Annotated in this window: 16 protein-coding genes and 1 pseudogene; 4 read left to right on the top strand and 13 right to left on the bottom strand. The window is 43.3% G+C overall.

The window, feature by feature from the left end:
- Positions 1-31 precede the first annotated feature (31 nt).
- The 3 genes and pseudogenes from TA_RS03165 to psmB all read right to left on the bottom strand — a co-directional run bounded on the left by TA_RS03165 (position 32) and on the right by psmB (position 4321).
- On the bottom strand, positions 32-1687 hold the full coding sequence (locus tag TA_RS03165) for a hypothetical protein (RefSeq protein ID WP_010901038.1): 1656 nt from the start codon (positions 1685-1687) through the stop codon (positions 32-34).
- A gap of 39 nt (positions 1688-1726) precedes the next feature.
- Positions 1727-3645 (bottom strand): annotated as a pseudogene (locus TA_RS03160) (beta-CASP ribonuclease aCPSF1).
- Between the two features lie 40 nt (positions 3646-3685).
- Entirely contained in the window at positions 3686-4321 is a 636-nt protein-coding gene (psmB, locus tag TA_RS03155) for an archaeal proteasome endopeptidase complex subunit beta (RefSeq protein WP_010901036.1), read from the bottom strand.
- A 440-nt stretch (positions 4322-4761) separates the two neighbouring features.
- On the opposite strand from psmB, the gene TA_RS03150 reads away from it, so the two are divergent.
- The gene (locus tag TA_RS03150; protein ID WP_048161679.1) at positions 4762-5184 is read left to right on the top strand and encodes a CBS domain-containing protein; all 423 of its coding nucleotides are present in this window, start codon (positions 4762-4764) and stop codon (positions 5182-5184) included.
- Between the two features lie 7 nt (positions 5185-5191).
- A complete protein-coding gene (locus TA_RS03145; protein ID WP_010901034.1) occupies positions 5192-6595 on the top strand; it encodes an MFS transporter in 1404 nt (467 codons plus the stop codon).
- A gap of 18 nt (positions 6596-6613) precedes the next feature.
- On the opposite strand, the gene TA_RS03140 is transcribed toward TA_RS03145, so the two are convergent.
- A complete protein-coding gene (locus tag TA_RS03140) occupies positions 6614-7558 on the bottom strand; it encodes an asparagine synthetase A (RefSeq protein ID WP_010901033.1) in 945 nt (314 codons plus the stop codon).
- A gap of 132 nt (positions 7559-7690) precedes the next feature.
- Here TA_RS03140 and TA_RS03135 point away from each other — a divergent pair, with 132 nt between their 5' ends.
- Positions 7691-8122 (top strand): Lrp/AsnC family transcriptional regulator, encoded by a 432-nt coding sequence (locus TA_RS03135; RefSeq protein WP_010901032.1) that lies wholly within the window; start codon positions 7691-7693, stop codon positions 8120-8122.
- A gap of 355 nt (positions 8123-8477) precedes the next feature.
- Here the strand turns inward: TA_RS03135 and TA_RS03130 are convergent, their stop codons facing one another.
- Positions 8478-9224, bottom strand: coding sequence for a cell division GTPase (locus TA_RS03130; RefSeq protein ID WP_010901031.1), 747 nt, complete (start codon positions 9222-9224; stop codon positions 8478-8480).
- Entirely contained in the window at positions 9221-9637 is a 417-nt protein-coding gene (locus tag TA_RS03125) for a ribbon-helix-helix domain-containing protein (protein WP_241761886.1), read from the bottom strand. The genes TA_RS03130 and TA_RS03125 overlap by 4 nt, the downstream gene beginning before the upstream one ends.
- Before the next feature lie 173 nt (positions 9638-9810).
- Here TA_RS03125 and TA_RS03120 point away from each other — a divergent pair, with 173 nt between their 5' ends.
- Positions 9811-10440, top strand: coding sequence for a translation initiation factor IF-2 subunit beta (locus TA_RS03120; RefSeq protein WP_010901029.1), 630 nt, complete (start codon positions 9811-9813; stop codon positions 10438-10440).
- Positions 10441-10464: 24 nt separating this feature from the next.
- Here the strand turns inward: TA_RS03120 and TA_RS03115 are convergent, their stop codons facing one another.
- The 7 genes from TA_RS03115 to dcd form a co-directional block, all read right to left on the bottom strand.
- On the bottom strand, positions 10465-11994 hold the full coding sequence (locus TA_RS03115; protein WP_010901028.1) for an oligosaccharide flippase family protein: 1530 nt from the start codon (positions 11992-11994) through the stop codon (positions 10465-10467).
- A 43-nt stretch (positions 11995-12037) separates the two neighbouring features.
- Complete coding sequence (locus tag TA_RS03110) at positions 12038-13585, bottom strand: aldehyde dehydrogenase family protein (protein ID WP_010901027.1); 1548 nt, start codon at positions 13583-13585, stop codon at positions 12038-12040.
- Between the two features lie 145 nt (positions 13586-13730).
- The gene (locus TA_RS03105) at positions 13731-15728 is read right to left on the bottom strand and encodes a hypothetical protein (RefSeq protein ID WP_048161673.1); all 1998 of its coding nucleotides are present in this window, start codon (positions 15726-15728) and stop codon (positions 13731-13733) included.
- 130 nt (positions 15729-15858) lie between these two features.
- On the bottom strand, positions 15859-16221 hold the full coding sequence (locus TA_RS03100; protein ID WP_010901025.1) for an ArsR family transcriptional regulator: 363 nt from the start codon (positions 16219-16221) through the stop codon (positions 15859-15861).
- Between the two features lie 229 nt (positions 16222-16450).
- A complete protein-coding gene (locus TA_RS03095) occupies positions 16451-16708 on the bottom strand; it encodes a UPF0147 family protein (protein WP_110640720.1) in 258 nt (85 codons plus the stop codon).
- A gap of 201 nt (positions 16709-16909) precedes the next feature.
- Positions 16910-17407, bottom strand: coding sequence for an acyl-CoA thioesterase (locus tag TA_RS03090; RefSeq protein WP_010901023.1), 498 nt, complete (start codon positions 17405-17407; stop codon positions 16910-16912).
- Positions 17408-17569: 162 nt separating this feature from the next.
- Positions 17570-18070 carry a dCTP deaminase gene (dcd, locus tag TA_RS03085; protein ID WP_010901022.1) on the bottom strand — a complete coding sequence of 167 codons (501 nt, stop codon included), beginning with the start codon at positions 18068-18070 and terminating at the stop codon, positions 17570-17572.
- Positions 18071-18145: the final 75 nt, after the last annotated feature.

Raw genomic sequence — 18145 nt, 5'->3', positions numbered from 1 at the left:
TAGTAAATAAAAAATTGTTTCGTTTATCGCTTTATTTTTTCCTTCTCACCATTACGTATCCGATTGCGGCTATTATAGCAACCACGACCACTATGACCGCTACGTAATAGTACATCGAAATTGGCGTTGATATTGAAGTGTATGGTTCAATATCTATGGTGTGGTCAGAGAAGTGCGGTATGTAAATCATCACCAGTGAACCGTTGCCGTCAGCAGTCACATTGTAATAAGCCGTCGTAGTCGAGGTTTCGTTAACGAGTGCTGAAGCTGATACCTGAACAGCTGCAGACCCGTCAAACTTTACTATGAGCTTGGATGCATTGAGAACGCTGCTTGAAACGTAAACTGCTATCACCGTACCATGGGACTGCGATGAATTGACATTTATTACGACACCACTGGAGCTTGCACTCTTTATGACTGCGTTTATGGACGTGTTCAGATCAAGCGTAATGTTGGTCAAAGTGGAGTTCACCTTTTCTATGGCTATCTGCATTCCCAGTTTGCCGTGTTCCAGAGCATACGTCATGGGGGCGAAGTTCTTCACTCCATTGGACAGGCCGGGTGGGGATACAAAGGAAACGATCATCGTACCGTTTGTCTCTGCCGTTATCTGCGTTCCGTTAACGGTGACGTTTCTGGCACCGGCGAAGGTCATCATACCATAGAAGTGTGGAGCGCTGAGAAATACGAACCAAGCGCCACCATAGACGTCCTGCTGCATTGCCATGGACATATTGCCCGCTTCCGCATTGTAATCGAACCTGTCATTGAATGTGAAGTTCCGTTCGGTTATAGCGATGCCTTTGGATACGTTGAAGTGTATAGTTCCATTTACCAGCATGAACGTGGACTGAAGCGCAGGATTGTCGTGGACCATCAAACTGTAATATGCTGATGAATCGTAGAATATATTTCCAACATACATGCCACTGTAAAACTGGAAGCCCTGATTGCCAACCGCCATTGCCGTTATGTTTTTGAATACTGTAAGATTCGATAACCTATCAAAGTAATTCGCAATTGTCTGATTGGTTTTATAGAATGTGAAGTTCAGGAATTTACCGTTCACGAGACCTGTGGTGCTGTTGTATGTGAATTTGTACCCGTTTATCCTGTGCTCGAAGTGATCGATCATGTTCTGTATGCCATTGTTGCTGATTATTGCCACTATGACAACTTTCGGATAGATGGACGACTGAACTGAAAATGTGTAGTTATTCTTGGATTTGGCTGGAGAAACAGTTGATGCTATGGTGAAGTTGTAGCCAGAAACATTGAAATAGTAAAGCCCCACGTAATTACTCATCTTGGTGTCTACTGGTAAAGCCTTCACTGTTCCGGTGAAATTGAGCTGTATACTTGCCGATGATCCATAGGTGGCAAGTATAAGGCCAGTTCCGTCCTCAGTGCTCATGTAACTCAGGTTGTCTATACTGCTGTATTGATTCATATCGTCCATCATTCTGGGGAGCGATGAAAGATTCTCTCCAGAGACCTTACCGTAGTTCACGATGTTTGTCTTGTTGAAACTGATATTTTTTATTACACTATTAGGGAATATATTTATAGTATATTCTCCAGCGGTCACCGCAGTCGGCGTCGGACTGGTGGCAGCCGAACTAGTTATAGCGAAACCTATGACAGAAAAGATCGCCACAGATATCGCCAATATCTTTATGTTCATAGTCGTGCATCCAAATATGTATATATAATGTTTATGCCGTTACAGCAGTCTTATAGTCTCTAAATTTTTAAGTGCATAAGCTTCTATGTTGAATCTCTGTCTAACAAGGCGTGCGAATTCCGCAGTTTTTCCATTATCGCCATGGTTCACCAGGATCTTCTTTGGCTTAGGCTGCATAGTGGCAATATAGGCCAGAAGTTGCTTTTTGGTAGAATGCCCAGAAAAGCCCTCTGCGGTCTCAACATCCATCTTCACCGGATATGTCACATTCTTGCCTTCGCCGGACAGGGTTATCTCCTGAGCGCCACTTTGAATCTTCTTTCCAAGCGTACCATCTGCCTGATATCCTACGAAAACAAGTGTGTGCTTGGGGTCGGCGGACCATGCTTTGAAATACTCCATTACAGGCCCGCCGTTCATCATACCGGAGGTGGCAAGCACGATTGTGGTCTCCGGATTCTCAGCTATTTCCTCCCTCTGTCCCTCGTCTCTACCTTCTTGAATATTGGGCTCAGGAACGGGTTTTCCTTTTTTACCATTATGGCTTCACGGAGCTCTTTGTTAAGATACTCCGGATATGCTGCATGTATCGCCGGTGCCTCCATTATCATACCATCCAGATAGACATCCATCTGTGGGATCCTGCCATTCCGCATGGCATCTTCGAGAACTATCATTACCTCCTGGCTCCTTCCAACAGCGAATACAGGTATCAAAACGGATCCGCCCCTGTCATGCGTTCTGTTTATTACATCAATAAGCGTCTGCGTCGCCTCCTCCCTGGTAAATGAATAGTCATCCCTCCCTCCGTAAGTTGATTCGGTCATAAAGGTCTCAGCTCTCGGGAATTTGTTGTTTGCTGGATTGAATAACCATGTTTTCTCGAATTTCACATCTCCAGACAGAACCACGTTGTATAGTCCGTCACCTATATGTAGATGTCCCGATGCAGATCCAAGAATGTGACCAGCATTATAAAATGTAAGCCTCATGTCCCTGGTTATATCGGTCGTCTCGCCATACCTCAGGGTTATGGTGTGCTTCAACTCTTCGCGTATGTACTTGGATTCGTAAGGGACCTTTCCGCCTTCCATCCTAGCCACTTTTATGTAATCGTTCTGGAGCAGTGCGGCAAGATCCCTGGTAGGAGGCGTCATGTATACCGGGCCATCATACCCGTACTTGAACAGGAGTGGCAAAAGGCCCGAATGATCAAGATGAGCATGAGTCAGTATGACAGCATCTATTGTGCTTAGCGGTTGTACCTCAGGTACATAAAGATAAGGTGCGGCATCCCATGGATCCGCATCTGGCCCCACGTTCATCATGCCACAGTCTATAAGAACCTTGGAATTCTTGGTTGAAACCAGAGTTGCGCTTCTACCCACCTCTGAGTGGCCGCCAAGCGCCGTCAACCTCACCCAGGTCTCACCCACCATCGGTGGACCGGACAGTTTCACGCCTAGGTTATGCAGAAACTCCCTTCTCTCCTGCTTCACCTCTCGCATGAATTCCCTTACTTCTTTGACGGTGCGTGAGTACATCGGCGGTGCACGTACGATGCGTGGAGACCACTGCGTCCTGCTCTTGATCTCCTGTACGTAATCCGTACCTCTCGCCGTAACTATTGAAGGTTCATCCAGCTCAATTATGACCTCTCCAGTATCAGGCTCAAAGTATATGTCCTCAAGACCAGCTTCCTTTGGAATTATCTTCTCAATTGATTCTCTTGCCTGATCCTCTGGCAGGAGTATTGAAGGATCCGACCTTATTGCGATCCTCCTTCTGATCTCCTGGGCTATCTGCCTGACAAGGTCATCTCTCTTCGCGAAGAGTTCAGGATCCTTCGTGTAAACTACAATCGTGGGACCCTCATAGTCTATGTCCGTTATCTTGTTGTCCGGATATAGGCGATTGAATATATTCTTCGTTTCCTCAATGTAGTCATGAAAACCCATAGGTCGTACACCTTTAAAATTTAAAAAATATTGGATAATTTTACAGAATTAATCCGAGCTTCCTGATCCTTGATTCTATCTGATCGGTAGGAAGCTGGACATATCCGTCTTTCCTAGTAATAACCGCAACATCTATCATACCTCCAGATGCTGAATCCCTCTGCTTTGCCGCGCTTATGGCCCTTATCACAAGATCGACACCTTCATCGACGGTCATCTTTTCGCTATACTGCGATTCGAGAACGCCGTATACGAATGGTGAGCCTGATCCTGTGCTGGCATAGATATCCTCAACGGAACCTCCAGCCGCATCTATGGAAAATACGTGGGGAGCTGTATCAATTCCACCCACAAGCAGCTGGACCATGTAAGGCATGTATTTTACCTGGTTGAGCATGTTTGAAAGCAGAGTGGCAACAGCCTCTATTGGCATGTTTACTCTTCTCTGGAGCCTGTAAAGTTCAAGCTCTGCCTTCATATACCTTACCAGTACTTGGGCATCTCCCACAAGGCCGGCTATTGTCATCCCCGTATAAGTGTCGATCTGGAACAGCTTTTTACCATTCTTGTGCATGATGAAATTCTCCATTGTGACACGCCTTTCAGTTGCCATTATTACGGCGTCTTTCAGTGTAATACCAACCGTGGTTGTACCAGTTTCTAAAGTCTGATTCATAACATCAACTCCTTTTAAAAAGGCTAACTCATAATTGACCTATAATATTAAATGTTTTCCATAGCTTTTAGCCGACAAGAAACCAATAATCATATATCCCCGGAGGCTCGCAGCATATGGTATGATTCCGTTGTTCCATTTTAGAGGCGAACTGCTTCTCCAATTAAAGACAGAAGCTTCTGATTCGACCGCCGGCACAGGCCTTCATTAATATAAAACGTGTTTTTCTCAAAGAATTATTGCAGATTGAATATCTTATTTAATCACGCGCATCATGCTGATACTGAGTAATGCACCACAGCCTGATCCAGTGGAATATAAGGAAGATATTTTGCCGTTTAAGAGAGCAGGATCTTGAAGCAGTTCCGAATTGAGCATCATGGTTCCAGCATGCACATTAATCCGGCAAATCTGTAAATATAGAATTGCGATATTGCCACATGGTGCTTTATGCTTCAGACATTATGAGGAAGTATGATAAGATCATGCCGGGTGATACATCGGCCTATGAGGCTGCTAAGATTATGGCACAGGATCATGTTGGTTTTGCAATAATTGCCGAAAATGGCGAGATAAAAGGCATGGTCACGGAGTGGGACTACATCAACAAGATCATAGCACAGGACAGGGATCCTAAGAAGGTTCGCATTGATGAGATCATGAATTCACCGATAATTTCCATAGACCCGGATACCCCAACATTCAAGGTGACCGAGATCATGGCGAAAAATGGCATCCGGAGGCTTCCGGTAATGAAAAATGGAAAGCTTCTCGGAGTTATCACCTCGAGGGACATACTCAGGATATTCAAGGATTACATGGATAGCATCTCTGACATAATCTCAAGGTTCGGAAATCTCTGATCGGTAGATGGATTCCTACAAAATAATAGCGATAACTGTAACAAGCATAGGATCCCTGCTGGCCGTGATCAACAGCACATCGCTTCTGATCTCGCTGCCAACCATAATGATATCTCTGCATACGACCTTTTTCTTCGTAATATGGATACTAGTGATCTATCCGCTTGTGATGACCATAGGCGCACCGCTATTTGGAAGATACTCCGATTTTGTTGGTAGAAACAGGCTATATGCTCTGGGATACCTGTTTTTCATCTCCGGTTCGATCATTGCTTCTCTAAGCCCTGACGTGATGATACTTCTTGTGGCAAGGCTGCTTCAGGGTGTTGGAGGTGCCCTGCTGTTCTCAAACAGCCTCGCTATAATAGCTGACGCATTCAGGCAGGATGAGCTCAAGTGGGCCATAGGCACCAACAGTCTGGTCATAGGCATTGCAACGGCGATAGGACCTCTAGTAGGTGGCATTCTGACCGCAATCAACTGGAGATACGTTTTCGCATTCAATGTACCATTTGGTATAGCGGGATACGTCATGGCCCTGAAGCTGAGGGAGATAGAAAAACGCAAGGTAAAGATAAATTGGAAGCCGGCCATATTTTTTTCCACGTTCATAGTGTTCATAGTAATTTATCTCACGTTCTCGCCTCCCAATCTCTGGCTGAATCCTGTTGAAGTTATTTACCTCCTCATATCAGTAGTCTCGTTTGTTCTCTTCATATTTCTCTCAAGAGGTGGTGACGATTCGCTCATAGACATTTCACTTTTCAGAATAAGATCATTTGCAACTCAATCTGTGGCTACCTTTCTCAATTCGATCACAAGGTATTCTGCGTTGCTCATAGCCATAATAATGCTTCAGGGACCGCTCGGTATTTCTCCCCTGGAATCCAGTATAATGGTGATACCATATGCAGTCTCGCTCAGTCTCTCATCGTACTTGGTAGGAAACATAAACACAAAGAGATTTGAAGGCCATCTTATATACGCCGGCCTTTTTCTTTCCTTCTTCGGATCCGTCGTCCTCTCACTTGTAAGGAATGTAAATGTACCGTTCTACCTGGGTCTGGTCATGGTAGGTTTCGGGATCGGATTGTTTTACACTCCAAGCAACGCCATACTCATGTCCACCGCTCCTCCAGACAGGAGAGGATCTGCTGCCGGTATAAGGACAGTCATTCTGAACCTAGGATCGGTCATTGGTATGTCTATGGTGTTTACGATCGTGGCACTGTACGTACCAGAGACGGCTCTCAGTTCAGCCTTCCTTGGCATAAAAATACCGGGCTTCGAGGCGGTTAAGCTGAGCTTCCTCAAAGGAATCTCCATAACATTCCTCGTCTCAGGCATGGCCAGTCTGCTGGCCTTTTTAGCCGTACTTGGCGAAAAGCTTGCAGAAACCAACAAAAAATGAAAATAGAGAGAAAAAACATCACAGTGAAAGGTGTCCCGGTATCTTCGGGAACGGGTGGGCGTCCTCTATCCTTTCCAATCCGCATATGAACCTAGTGAGGCGTTCTATACCGATACCGAAGCCGGCCGACGGCATAAGGCCTTCTTTTGCAAATTCTATGTACCATTTGAACTGTTCTTCAGTCTGCCCTTTCCTGTGTATTCTGTCTATGATCCTGCTGAGTTCGTATTCTCTCTCTCCTCCTGACAGGGCCTCGCCGAAACCCTCAGGATAGATCAGATCCATGTCAACCAGTATGCCCGGACGGGACGGGTCCTCCCTGTCATAGAATTCTCTCTTCTCCAAAGGAATGTCGATTATCCAGAACGGCTCTTTCATTTCGCTTGAAAGTATATGTTCAAAATCTTCACCGTACTGCTTGTATGCATCCAGGTAAGCTATCCTCTTGAATGGCTTGGAAGGTATCCGCAGATCTCTTCCGAAGAATTTCAGATCCTCCTCATTGCTTCTCTTTATTTTCTTGAACAGGTCTATTATCATATCCTCCCCAAGGCTCATGACTTCATCCCTGCTAGCTCCCTTCATCTCGAGATCCAGCTGCGTAAACTCAGCCAGATGCCTGCCTGTCTTCACTTTGTCCTCCTCTTCCAGCCTTATGTTTGGCGAGAACGTAAAGATCCTATCAAAATGCTTTGTGAGCAGATGCTTGTGGAATATCATGCTCTTAGTCAGAGAATACTTGTATCCATAGTAGTCGATTGTCGGATCGAAGACCGGATGGTTCAGCGGATCTGTAAGAACGGATATTATCACAGGGGGTACCTCTATGAAACCTCTTTCTTTCAAAAACTCGGATGTTATAGACCTAATGGAGCTCTGTACCTTCAGTGCATGGTAAAGCTCCGGCTTTTCCAGATGTTCGCTTATTTCTTCAATTAGCGTATTTATTTCTCCAGACTCCATGAAGCATAGATGAAGATTGGATTTATGAATTTTGTTAACTTTCAATCAACATTTTGTCTATGTTCGTCAGCCATTAAGAGTTTATATAGACATTATGACTAGATTTAAATAATCAATTACCATTAATGTACTATGGATGAGAAAGACATACAGATACTAAATTATCTTATGGAAAATGCAAGGGATAAAATCTCTGATATGTCCAGAGTATTGGACATACCCAGAGTGACCATATATGAACGCATGCAGAATATGATAAAGTCAGGTATTATTAAAAAGTTCACCATCGTTCCAGACTACAAAGCATTGGGAGTTCCTGTTGTTGCCTTCATACTTATAGCATACACTCCAAAGGACGGGCTGTCTCAGCGCGAACTGGCAGCAAAGATAGCCAACTTCAAGGATGTTGAGAATGTCTACATAATTGCAGGGGAATGGGATCTTTTGATTAAGGTAAGGGAATCCTCAACAGAAGCTGTTGGGAATTTCGTTCTGGACAAACTAAGAGAAATGCCAGGGGTTGAGAGGGCACAGACCATAACCGTATTTTCAGAGGTCAAATGATTTTTAATCTACCAGAAATTCCTATATCAATTCATGGGAAATACCATCAATATTTGTGACAAAATAATTATAAAGGGAAGATCTCCATTGAAACCGCGAAATAAAGCCCAACGAAACAATTGAAACAAGAGATTTTCGCAGTCCGATTGAGATCGCAGGAAACTCTCTCAAGTTGAGTGGTTGCGTCATTTAAGTATGAAGAGGATCTAAAGGGATATATTTTGAAATATTAGGCGTTTCAATGAGTTTGGATATAACACAAGCAACCTCATAATATCATAGGGAGAGGGGGCATTTTAAAAATGCTATTTCAGAAATCCGTAATTATGTACCTGATGCCAAAAATCATGATGTTTTATCGCCGTGCATCCTCAATAAGGTTATATTTCAGACGATCTATCGAGGATGATATAGATGAAATATATCCGTCAAGGCTGTCCGCTATTTTCAGATTTGCAGCATCTATTCTCTCAGTTATTATCGTCGTGTCTGCCGGACCGTTTAATTGCTCATTATCGAATACTACGTAGGGCACGTTCATCTTATTCATTTTCCTTATTCCAGCTATAGCCTTTTGCCTTCGTCTTTCCTCAGCCCGTCCTGGGATTATAACAGCGCTCAAGGTCTCCTTTCCCATCGATACGAGGCACCCGAGAAGCTGAAGGTGCAGGGCCTGGGAAAAGTTGCCGCCGAATCCACTCACTATAACGAAAGCAACAGCACTGTCGGCTATTTTCATAAACATTTCTTCATCTTTACGGATGCTGCTTCCTCCGTTCAGGATCTTTATGGGGCCTGACGTGTACCTGAAAAAAGGATTCTTTTCTGAACTCAACGTGTAAAGCGAAATTTTTATCTCTCCGCGGCCATTAGATAGCATACCATCATATGTGCGAATCTGCTGATCGTCGTCCTGTATTATGGCATAGGTATCAACGTTTTTGACCTCTATTGGCCTCATCTTCCTTATAACCCTGAAACCAGCGTTCCCTATAGAAACGACTGCAACGTTGGCCTTCTGCCTGTAGTAAAGTTCCGCAAGACTAGCACGGGAATCCCCGCCACTTTCAAAAACTTCGAATCGCCTTTGTATATGGATCACCTTCCGTTCTTCCTCTCCACTGCACTGTGCTTCACACCTTCAAAGGAGGAGAGCTCGCCCATAAGATCCTTCATATTCTTTGATTTCCTCTTCACGAAATCAAGCAGGAAAACGTCCACGTATTCCCTGACTATGGCACTTATCAGGTCCTTTTCCGACTTGAAGAAGCCCTTTTCTATGACCGTCTTTATAATATTCTCAGTATTTTCATCCAGATCTAGATCAAAACTGGTTTGGCTCTGATCCTTGACTACGGCAACTCTCTTGCTGGAAATGTACGACATTACTGCATGCCTGATAAATTCGGATCTGCTTCCAAATTCTGGATAAGCGTTAAGAAAATTATCTATCTCATTGATGTCTTCCTCAGATATACGCAATGTGAGCTTGACATCTTTGTTGAGCAATTTCAACTCCTCATAAAAGTATAATGCAGATACTATATTAATTTTTCCATCATGTACTGACATTTGTACATTTATCAATCAATATTTGTATTTAATTGTTCAATATAATAATACAAGACCCATCTGGATATGAAAAACATTAGGTTCAAATTAATATTGGACGTTGGCATACATCATGCATGACCGATGATTATGAAAAGCTCCTTGAAAAAGCAAAGAATGTACTTTCAAGTTCAACCAAGAATATAGACCGATTGAAGATACCTGATCCAGAAATAATCAGAGAGGGAAAAGCAACTATTATAAGGAACTTTCAGGATATAGTTGATATAATAAACAGAGATCCAGAACACATCATAAAGTTCCTCACCCGTGAGTTCGGTACAAACATCGTTCAAAACGGCAGGAGACTAATAATAAATAGAAAGCTTACCCTTGAAGAGCTTCTTGATAAGATGAACGAATACATTAATACATATGTGAGGTGTTATGAATGCGGTTCTCTGGATACTGAAATTCAGAAATCTGGCCGCATATCACTTCTGGTTTGCAAGGCATGCGGAGCCCAACACCCGATACACTCTGTACGCGAAGCCAAGGATGATGAGACCATCGAGGAAGGGAAGGAATATGTTGTTGAGATAACCGAAGTTGGGAGCTCTGGGGAAGGGAGGACAAACTATAAGGGTTACACCATCTTCGTACCGGGTGCAAAGAGGGGCGAAACCGTTAAGGTTAGAATAAAGAAGGTCAAGAATGATGTAGCCATAGGTGAAATCATAGAGAGAAGCAAACAAGAGAAAAAGTAATTCCGATCTTAATTTCAAGAATACTCATTTTTTATCGACCCGTCTTTCCTCTCTTATGTTTTTAGGTATACTTATAGGATTCAGATTCTTCAGGAATTCAAGGATCTCAGATCCCGTTATCTCTCCTATTGCTATAGCGGCAAGGAAGAAGACTAGAAGCAATAAGAGCGAAGATCCTAGGAGCTCAAGAAATGGATATGGCTTTATCGTTCTGATTATTGCATAGCCCACAGCGATCTCTGCCAAAGCCGGTACTATCTGCCTAAGAATGCTCACATCGTTTCTGCCCTCCACGCGGTAGTAAAGATAACGGTATATCAAATAATCAGCAGAGGCGGTCAGGAAAGATGCAAATACCGTACCGGCAGGCCCCAACGAAAGTCCAGTGAATCCGAATATGGATCTGGGAACAAAGACAAAATTGAGAGCAATGTTTGCTATTATCGATGGTGTCGTTATCTTTGCTATGTTCCAAGTTTTGCCAGATGCTATAACCGCCGACGTGAACGGTGACGTTATTATGGATATGTAGTTGGCTAGAGCAACGAAAATCAGAATTTCGGAATACTTTCTGTATCCAGCACTGAATATGTTCATGAAATAGACCGAGAATATGGCGAGGATGATGACGAAGGGGAGTATGAAGAGAGAAACGTATTTTTCCAGATCGTAGGAATCATACGTCATATCTATCTTCTTTTGCCTTCTAGCAAGAATTGGCAAAAAGAACCCCGTTATCGCACCCGAGAATGATATAAGTGCAGTGCCCAGGATCTGCGAGGTATACAGGGCACTTGTGGCATCAGCATGCCAGTAGAACTGTATAATTACCTTATCTATGTTGCCGTTGATCGTGGCTATGCCGCTTGTTGCAGCTAGAGGTATTGCCACTGCTGCGAAGTATTTAAATGTAGAGACGCTCGGACGCTGGAGATGCCATGGCCTTCCAAGATGCATCATGAACAGGAAATATACAGTATATGTGAGGGAGTATACCGAAGCTATTACAATTGCGATGTCAGCATCGGGAAGTTTCCATATGTGAGTGTAATAAACAACACCGATGGCAATGAAAAAACCATTCCTTGACAGGGCCTCAACTATTGACGGTAGGATCTGCCTGTACGGTGAGAATGTTGATGAATAATAGGATCTGGGTATCGAAAGGAGCGTTCCTGAAAAGTAATATGGTATCAGCGCTATGATAACCCAGTATTCTACTGGATTCTGGAAGCCTCTGTGCAATACGTCAGTCCAGATGGTCAGCGCAGACAGCGTTATTATCACGAAAATTATGGCAAGCGTTAGCTTGACTGCAAAGAAGGTGCTAGTTGCATCACGGACATCATAGCCCTCTGAAACGCTCTTCGTGTATGCTGAGCTGAACCCTAGCTCTGTTGCAAGAGAAAATATGCCGGTAAAGCCCATACCGAACGCAACAAAACCCCATATTGTTATGCCAACGTATCTCGTTATGAAGAAAAGGCCAAGATACCCCGCAATTGCATTGATTATATTTGCAGTTACTATTATGGGCGACTTCCTGCTCAGCAATATTAGGGGTATGGAAAAAAGAGAATAAAATTATTTCATCATTTCAATGTGCTATTGTCTGTGACTGTTCTCTCAGGAACTGCATCAGGTAGTAGAACGAACCGGTTCCCTTTCCTGAAACACCGCTGAGTTTCCAGCCAACGAAGGGCTGCGAACCAACCATTGAACCGGTGGAACCTCCGCTCTTCCTGTTTGCGTAGAGAACGCCTACCTCTACGTTGTCGAAATAGTACTGTATCTCATTCGGGTCTTCAGTGAATATGCCTCCTGTGAGCCCATAATCCATGCTGTTTATATCTTCTATGGCTTCCTGTATGCTGTTGCATTTGAACACACTCAGCACCGGCAGGAAGATCTCATTCCGTGCAATATAGGCATCTTTGGGCAGATCCGTCACTATTGTTGGTTCAACGTAGAATCCAGGCCTCTTCAGTTCATGTCCTCCAGTGAGTATCTTACCCTTGTTGTATTCAGGCTTCAGCTTGATGAATTTCTCGTATGCCTCCTTGTTTATGACCGGGTTGAGAAATGTCTCCTTCTTCCTTGGGTCATCTGGCTTTATCTGGTCGGTTCTTTCCTTGAGGCGCTTCATGAACTCATCATACACGTCCTTGTGAACATAGAGCAATGAGCATGCGCTGCATTTCTGGCCAGCGAATCCAAAGGCTGCTCTTGCAACTCCTTCCACAGCTTTGTTCAGATCAGCCTTGTTGGACACGATTATGGCATCCTTGCCTCCCATCTCTGTTATGACGACCTTTGGTCCATTGTCGATAGACCTTCTCTGGATGTCTAGACCGACTTCCCTAGATCCTGTGAATACTATTCCCGCAACCTTCTTGTTCTCGACTATGTGCTTTCCTACAACGCTACCTGAACCTGAAACGTAGGCCAGTACCTCTTTCGGAACGCCCGCATCGTGCATCAGGCGAACCCATAGGTACAGCGAAAGCGGTATATCGCTGCTCGGCTTCAATATGACTGCATTGCCCGTGACGAGTGGGCCTGAACTCATGCCGACGCCGATCGAGAAGAAGTTGAATGGAGATATGACGCCAAACACGCCATAGGGTTTCATCACACTCATCGATTCCTCATTCTTGTAGGCTTTGCCCGTTAATTTTATGAAGCCCTGATTTTCTATGAGGTTGATTGCGTAATAACGCATGAAGTCTATGGCTTCATCCACATCACCAATGGCTTCATATCTATTCTTTCCGTTTTCGTACGTAAGTATGGCAGCGAACTTGAACTTCTGATCGCTGAGCATGCCTGCTGCTTTCAGGAAAGTTAGGGCGCGCTTCATGTATCCTATATTGTACCAGTTCTTGTATGACCGATAGAGCATGTCCACGGCTTTGTTAACGGATTCATCCGATGCCAATTGGAAAGTCGCTATCTCACTGCCATCTATTGGGCTTATATCCTTTATCTTTTTGCTCTCAACAATGTCTTCCTTTATTATATTCGGATATTCCTTGTGGAAATAGGATTCCACCTCTTTGAGCGCTTCCTCATACTTTCTGTGGAATTCATCCTCTTTGCCGGCTTCTACCATCCTGACATATGTGTTTTCATTTTCGAATGGCATACCATATTATTGCAAAACAATACATATTATTTTGCAGAATGCTAGACACATACTTTCCATGGCATTCATAGTCAATCAATAGTATGCGAATCGCGATGATCATCCAAAAAAAATGATAAAGAGGAAAAAATATTATTGTTCAAGTTCAGGAGTTCTGATCGTATCTATCGTATGTTGAGATGAGCTGTGGATTTATAGTATCGAGAACGGAGATCACATTGGAAGACACTGATGTGTGTATAATTGGCGGGGCGCTAACGTTTATCGGATAGTGATCGTCTATATAAGTCCAGTTAACCTGTATAACTAGCGCCCACTGGCTTTTATCGGACGAATAGTTGAAATAAACCGGTACGAACGGCTCGTACATGAATTTCAAAAACGTATCATTCGTGAACTTTATCGGGGGTGTATCAGGATTGATCGCACCTTTATATCCCCATACGCCGTCTGTGTACATGTAATTGTCAATAATTATGAACTCCACCGGCTTTGATGTTCGGTTTGTGAAGTGCCCAGATAGCTGCTGCACAATAAGACTGTAATTGGTTGAATTCCATATGTACGAAGCGTACTCAAATGGATCGCTTATGTTGTCGGCTTCTATTAATAGTCCCAACCTGTGATCAGAAAGAACGCTGTAATTTTTGTTTACGTGCAGATCTATCCACTCTATCGCATAGTAATCCTGATACGATATAGCCTGGGTCCCAGAAGGCACAACCACATGCCCGAATGGATAGACCGAACCAGCAGATCCGGCTATTATGACTATCATAACCGCAGAGATCAGTATTTGTGACGCGCTGTATTTCTTCTTTCGATAGCAGAACTTCGTACCTTCAACACCGGTTCCAATTGGATAGTAATATACGGAAGGTGCTGCCGCATTTATGCCGAATGATGGGCCGACAACAACGGGAGATGGCCTAGTCGATTTGATCTTGTACTCTATCTTTATTTCCTTTGGCTTTTTGGATTCGAGATAGCTGACTATTCCTACACCGTCGTATATTGACACTATTTCGAAGATATACTCGAAGAATCTCCCAGGAAGGAGAACATGGCTCATCGTGATGGCCGCATAGATAGCAACCAGCAACAGGATCGATAGCATACCAAGCATAATCCTGTACTTCTTCCAAGCTATTATGTACCCATAAGAGGCTATGCTCACTGAGAGAAGAATGGGGATAAACACGAAGAACGAATAACCACTGAGGTTCACAATATATTTCTGATATATAAAGACGGCAATGCTAGGAACCAGGAATGAAAGGGACACCATAAGCGGTACCGTTGCCTTATTTTCCATTGGCTTCAGCTTGTAGATAAAATTTCTTATCGCTTCCGCATATCTCTCAGGCATGTTGAAAAACGCGTATATCACTGCAAAGTATACAGCGATGACCGCATACCATGGAAGCCCACCAGAACCACTTGATATGAAACCGGTTGTGTCTGGAACGTTTATCAGCCAGTAGGCAAACATGAATCCGGAGAATCCATAGAGAAAGTATTTGTATCTTTCCTCCAGGTATCCCTTGGATATCTTGAGATAGGCTAGAATGCCTATCATCTCCAGCAGATACATGAATGTGGAGAGCTGATGAGACATAACGAGAAGTACTGAGAATACCGCTGTGGGAATTATGAAATACCTTTTCCTGAGTGATATGAGCAGCGAAAGTATTGTCAGAAGCCCAAAGAAGTGCCCGAAAACCAGTATTGATGATATTGATGTCTGGTAAGCCTGGACTGGATTTACAGCTAGAAATGCAGCAGAAACTAGAGCTACCCTCTCATCGCTGGTTATCTCTTTTGCTATGAAGAATATGAATACAACCGTCATCGCACCGAAAAACTGTGGTACAAATTTGAGCAGGATGCTCCATTTTATCCCCGTAATGAAGTAAATGAGTGATATTATCCAGTACATCACGGGAAATGAACCATATCCAGATGTTCCCCACTGTGAAGGGACATCTATTACAAGCAATCTTGACTTTATATAGTCTTGAGTTATGTAATAATAGATGCCGAAATCATTCCCCCAGCCATAGCTGGTCATGGATGGTATCAGCCGTATTATGAGGGCTGCAAAGGCAATAATCACAAGAGCTGACACTATCCTTCTGTTCATTAAAATGAGGATCGCATTCTATATTAATTAATTTTCTCTGAAAAAAATGATTTCGTCAGCATAGGAATTGACGAACCGCTTATTGCCAGAAAAATATTGGTATAAATATTAAGAATACCAATTATAGAATTCATTTTCTATAATTTTTTAACTGCTCGATGTTGTAATTGATCTCGTTGATCTTCTTGCTGAGATCCTGAATTATCTCCTCAAGGATCTCGTTGAAGGACTTGGACAGCCTGTATCCATGTATGGGCCTTCCCTTTCCCTCCTTTTTCATATTTCGTTTGGTGATCCAGCCCTTCCTGCGCAACCATTGCATCGCAATGGATACCTCTGGCTGCCTCAGGCCGGTTTCTCTCTCTATCTCTACGCTAGTAACTTCATCCTTATCCCTCATGTATACTAGGGTGTATGCTACACTCCTTGGGATATCCGCAATCATCAGATATTTCGCTAGTTTCTCAGCATCTTCGCTCAGAACCATATTCATCGTACCATAATATTATATTTCTATAAATATTTAGCTTTTTTAAATAATGATGTATATATACTTTTTGATCGCTAGCCTGAAAAATTCTTTTATACCATCATCGCTACAGAAATTAACATTATCGAATCCATAGGCAGAAAGCCTTTATGATCGTATGCTACAGCTTGACATATATTCATATTGGCTGCAGATTATTTAATGAACAAACACATCAAATTTCATAAAAAATTCAGCTCTTGGACAGAGCCTCCAACTTGCTTATAATTGTATAAAGATCCGTTCTTCCATGAGCAGGAACGTTTGGATCGTTTGCCATCTCGTCCAGCATGGAAAGGACAGTGGCGCATCTAAGATCAAGGCTCTCATTTTCCTGAGACAGTTTTGCTTTTGAATCCTGGGCAACTTTTCTGACATTCTTCGGTACCGTTATGTCCTGAGACAGTTCATCCAGGAGGTACATTACTTCATTGAAAAGGTTCTGATCCACCCTTACCACCCCTCATTTCTCCATTACCCACCCACTGTGATCCGATATGACCAAGCACCATTTCATCATGAGGTGGGTATAAGTGGCGAATGCCATGAAAAAATATAAAACTTCTTAATCTGAGCGTCTCAGGTCAACGTTTTTCAAGATTCTGATCACCCTGAGATAAAAATCAGGGATGAGAAAATCTGTCAGAACTTATCAAGGAACCATCGATGCAAGCTGCTGCTTTATCGATTCCAGGCGTTTTCTCCTCTCCTCCGCCCTCTTCTCAGCATCCTGGTATCTTCTCTTCTCTTCATCCGTTTCCGGCACTATCTGCGGTATCTCTGTCGGCCTGCCATCTGAGTCTATGGCAACATATGTTAGATAAGCCTTAGTTGCGTATCTCCTTATACCGGTTAGGCCCTCCTCCTTAATGACATCGATTTCTATCTCCATGGTAGATTTCGTTGTGTAGTTTATGTATCCATGCAGGATGACCATATCCCCAAGGTGAATCGGAAGAAGGAAGAATAGTGAATCAATACTGCCAGTTACAGTCCTTTTTCTGCAGTGCTTTGTCGCAACGATGGATGCGCAGTTGTCTATCCATTCCATCAGCCTGCCACCGTATAGATATTCATATATATCCATGTCTTCCGGCAGAACCATCCTCTCTACATATGTCTCAGATTCCGATTGTTTCTTGGTTTCCATACCTCGCCATCATTACATGATTTATATTTTTATCCATGCAATTTTGAACTAAAATTAAGGGCACAGACTTCAAAGAAAAATTAGAAAACACACTGAATCCGGTTACATTTGAAATGAATACACCAATATCGAATCCGCTTTGAAAGCGAAGCATTGCAATGGCTAATTTTTCTTTGCCTCTGATGCGATCTGGCTTCCTGCAACCGGATCCTTCACAATTCCCCGCGAATTCTGGTAATTACCGGATCTTATATGATATGGCTTCTCAGCGCTGCCAATCATCTTAACGAAGACTATCTGTGCTATTCTTTCACCTCTCCTAAGGTTAACCGCGGATCCGGCGTTGAAGAAGGATAGGGTGAGATTGCCATGATAACCGGCATCTATGGCACCGAAGGATCCAAAGATACCCTTGCGAGCGAAGCTTGACCTTGTCCATATCATGCCGACAACGTCGTCTGGTATCTTCAGTATTTCAATGGTGGATACGAGAAAGTGCACGTTCTTTCCTATTTCAAACTCCGAATACTGTCTTCCCTCTACATCAATGGCGTCTACTCGCAGGTCGTATCCGTTTGGCGTAAGGCAGCCTCTATCAAAATTTTCTGAGATGAGAAGGCCATCGCTTACCATCCTCATTATGGTTGAATCGTTAAGTATCATTCCGCGGTAAATCGCATCATTTATAAATAAATCTAATTCTGTTTTCGCCACATTGCAATGAATTGAAAGCCAATA

The organism is Thermoplasma acidophilum DSM 1728, assembly GCF_000195915.1.
In the GTDB taxonomy this organism is placed as follows: domain Archaea; phylum Thermoplasmatota; class Thermoplasmata; order Thermoplasmatales; family Thermoplasmataceae; genus Thermoplasma; species Thermoplasma acidophilum.
This window is presented reverse-complemented; position numbering and strand designations above follow the sequence as displayed.

Excerpts from the sequence above, each read along its gene's own strand:
- TA_RS03140 (WP_010901033.1), bottom strand. The coding sequence starts at position 7,558 with ATGGAGTCTGGAGAAATAAATACGCTAATTGAAGAAATAAGCGAACAT.
- psmB (WP_010901036.1), bottom strand. The coding sequence starts at position 4,321 with ATGAATCAGACTTTAGAAACTGGTACAACCACGGTTGGTATTACACTG.
- TA_RS03110 (WP_010901027.1), bottom strand. The coding sequence starts at position 13,585 with ATGCCATTCGAAAATGAAAACACATATGTCAGGATGGTAGAAGCCGGC.
- TA_RS03105 (WP_048161673.1), bottom strand. The coding sequence starts at position 15,728 with ATGAACAGAAGGATAGTGTCAGCTCTTGTGATTATTGCCTTTGCAGCC.
- TA_RS03165 (WP_010901038.1), bottom strand. The coding sequence starts at position 1,687 with ATGAACATAAAGATATTGGCGATATCTGTGGCGATCTTTTCTGTCATA.
- TA_RS03135 (WP_010901032.1), top strand. The coding sequence starts at position 7,691 with ATGGATGAGAAAGACATACAGATACTAAATTATCTTATGGAAAATGCA.
- dcd (WP_010901022.1), bottom strand. The coding sequence starts at position 18,070 with ATGATACTTAACGATTCAACCATAATGAGGATGGTAAGCGATGGCCTT.
- TA_RS03090 (WP_010901023.1), bottom strand. The coding sequence starts at position 17,407 with ATGGAAACCAAGAAACAATCGGAATCTGAGACATATGTAGAGAGGATG.
- TA_RS03100 (WP_010901025.1), bottom strand. The coding sequence starts at position 16,221 with ATGAATATGGTTCTGAGCGAAGATGCTGAGAAACTAGCGAAATATCTG.
- TA_RS03145 (WP_010901034.1), top strand. The coding sequence starts at position 5,192 with ATGGATTCCTACAAAATAATAGCGATAACTGTAACAAGCATAGGATCC.
- TA_RS03150 (WP_048161679.1), top strand. The coding sequence starts at position 4,762 with ATGGTGCTTTATGCTTCAGACATTATGAGGAAGTATGATAAGATCATG.
- TA_RS03120 (WP_010901029.1), top strand. The coding sequence starts at position 9,811 with ATGACCGATGATTATGAAAAGCTCCTTGAAAAAGCAAAGAATGTACTT.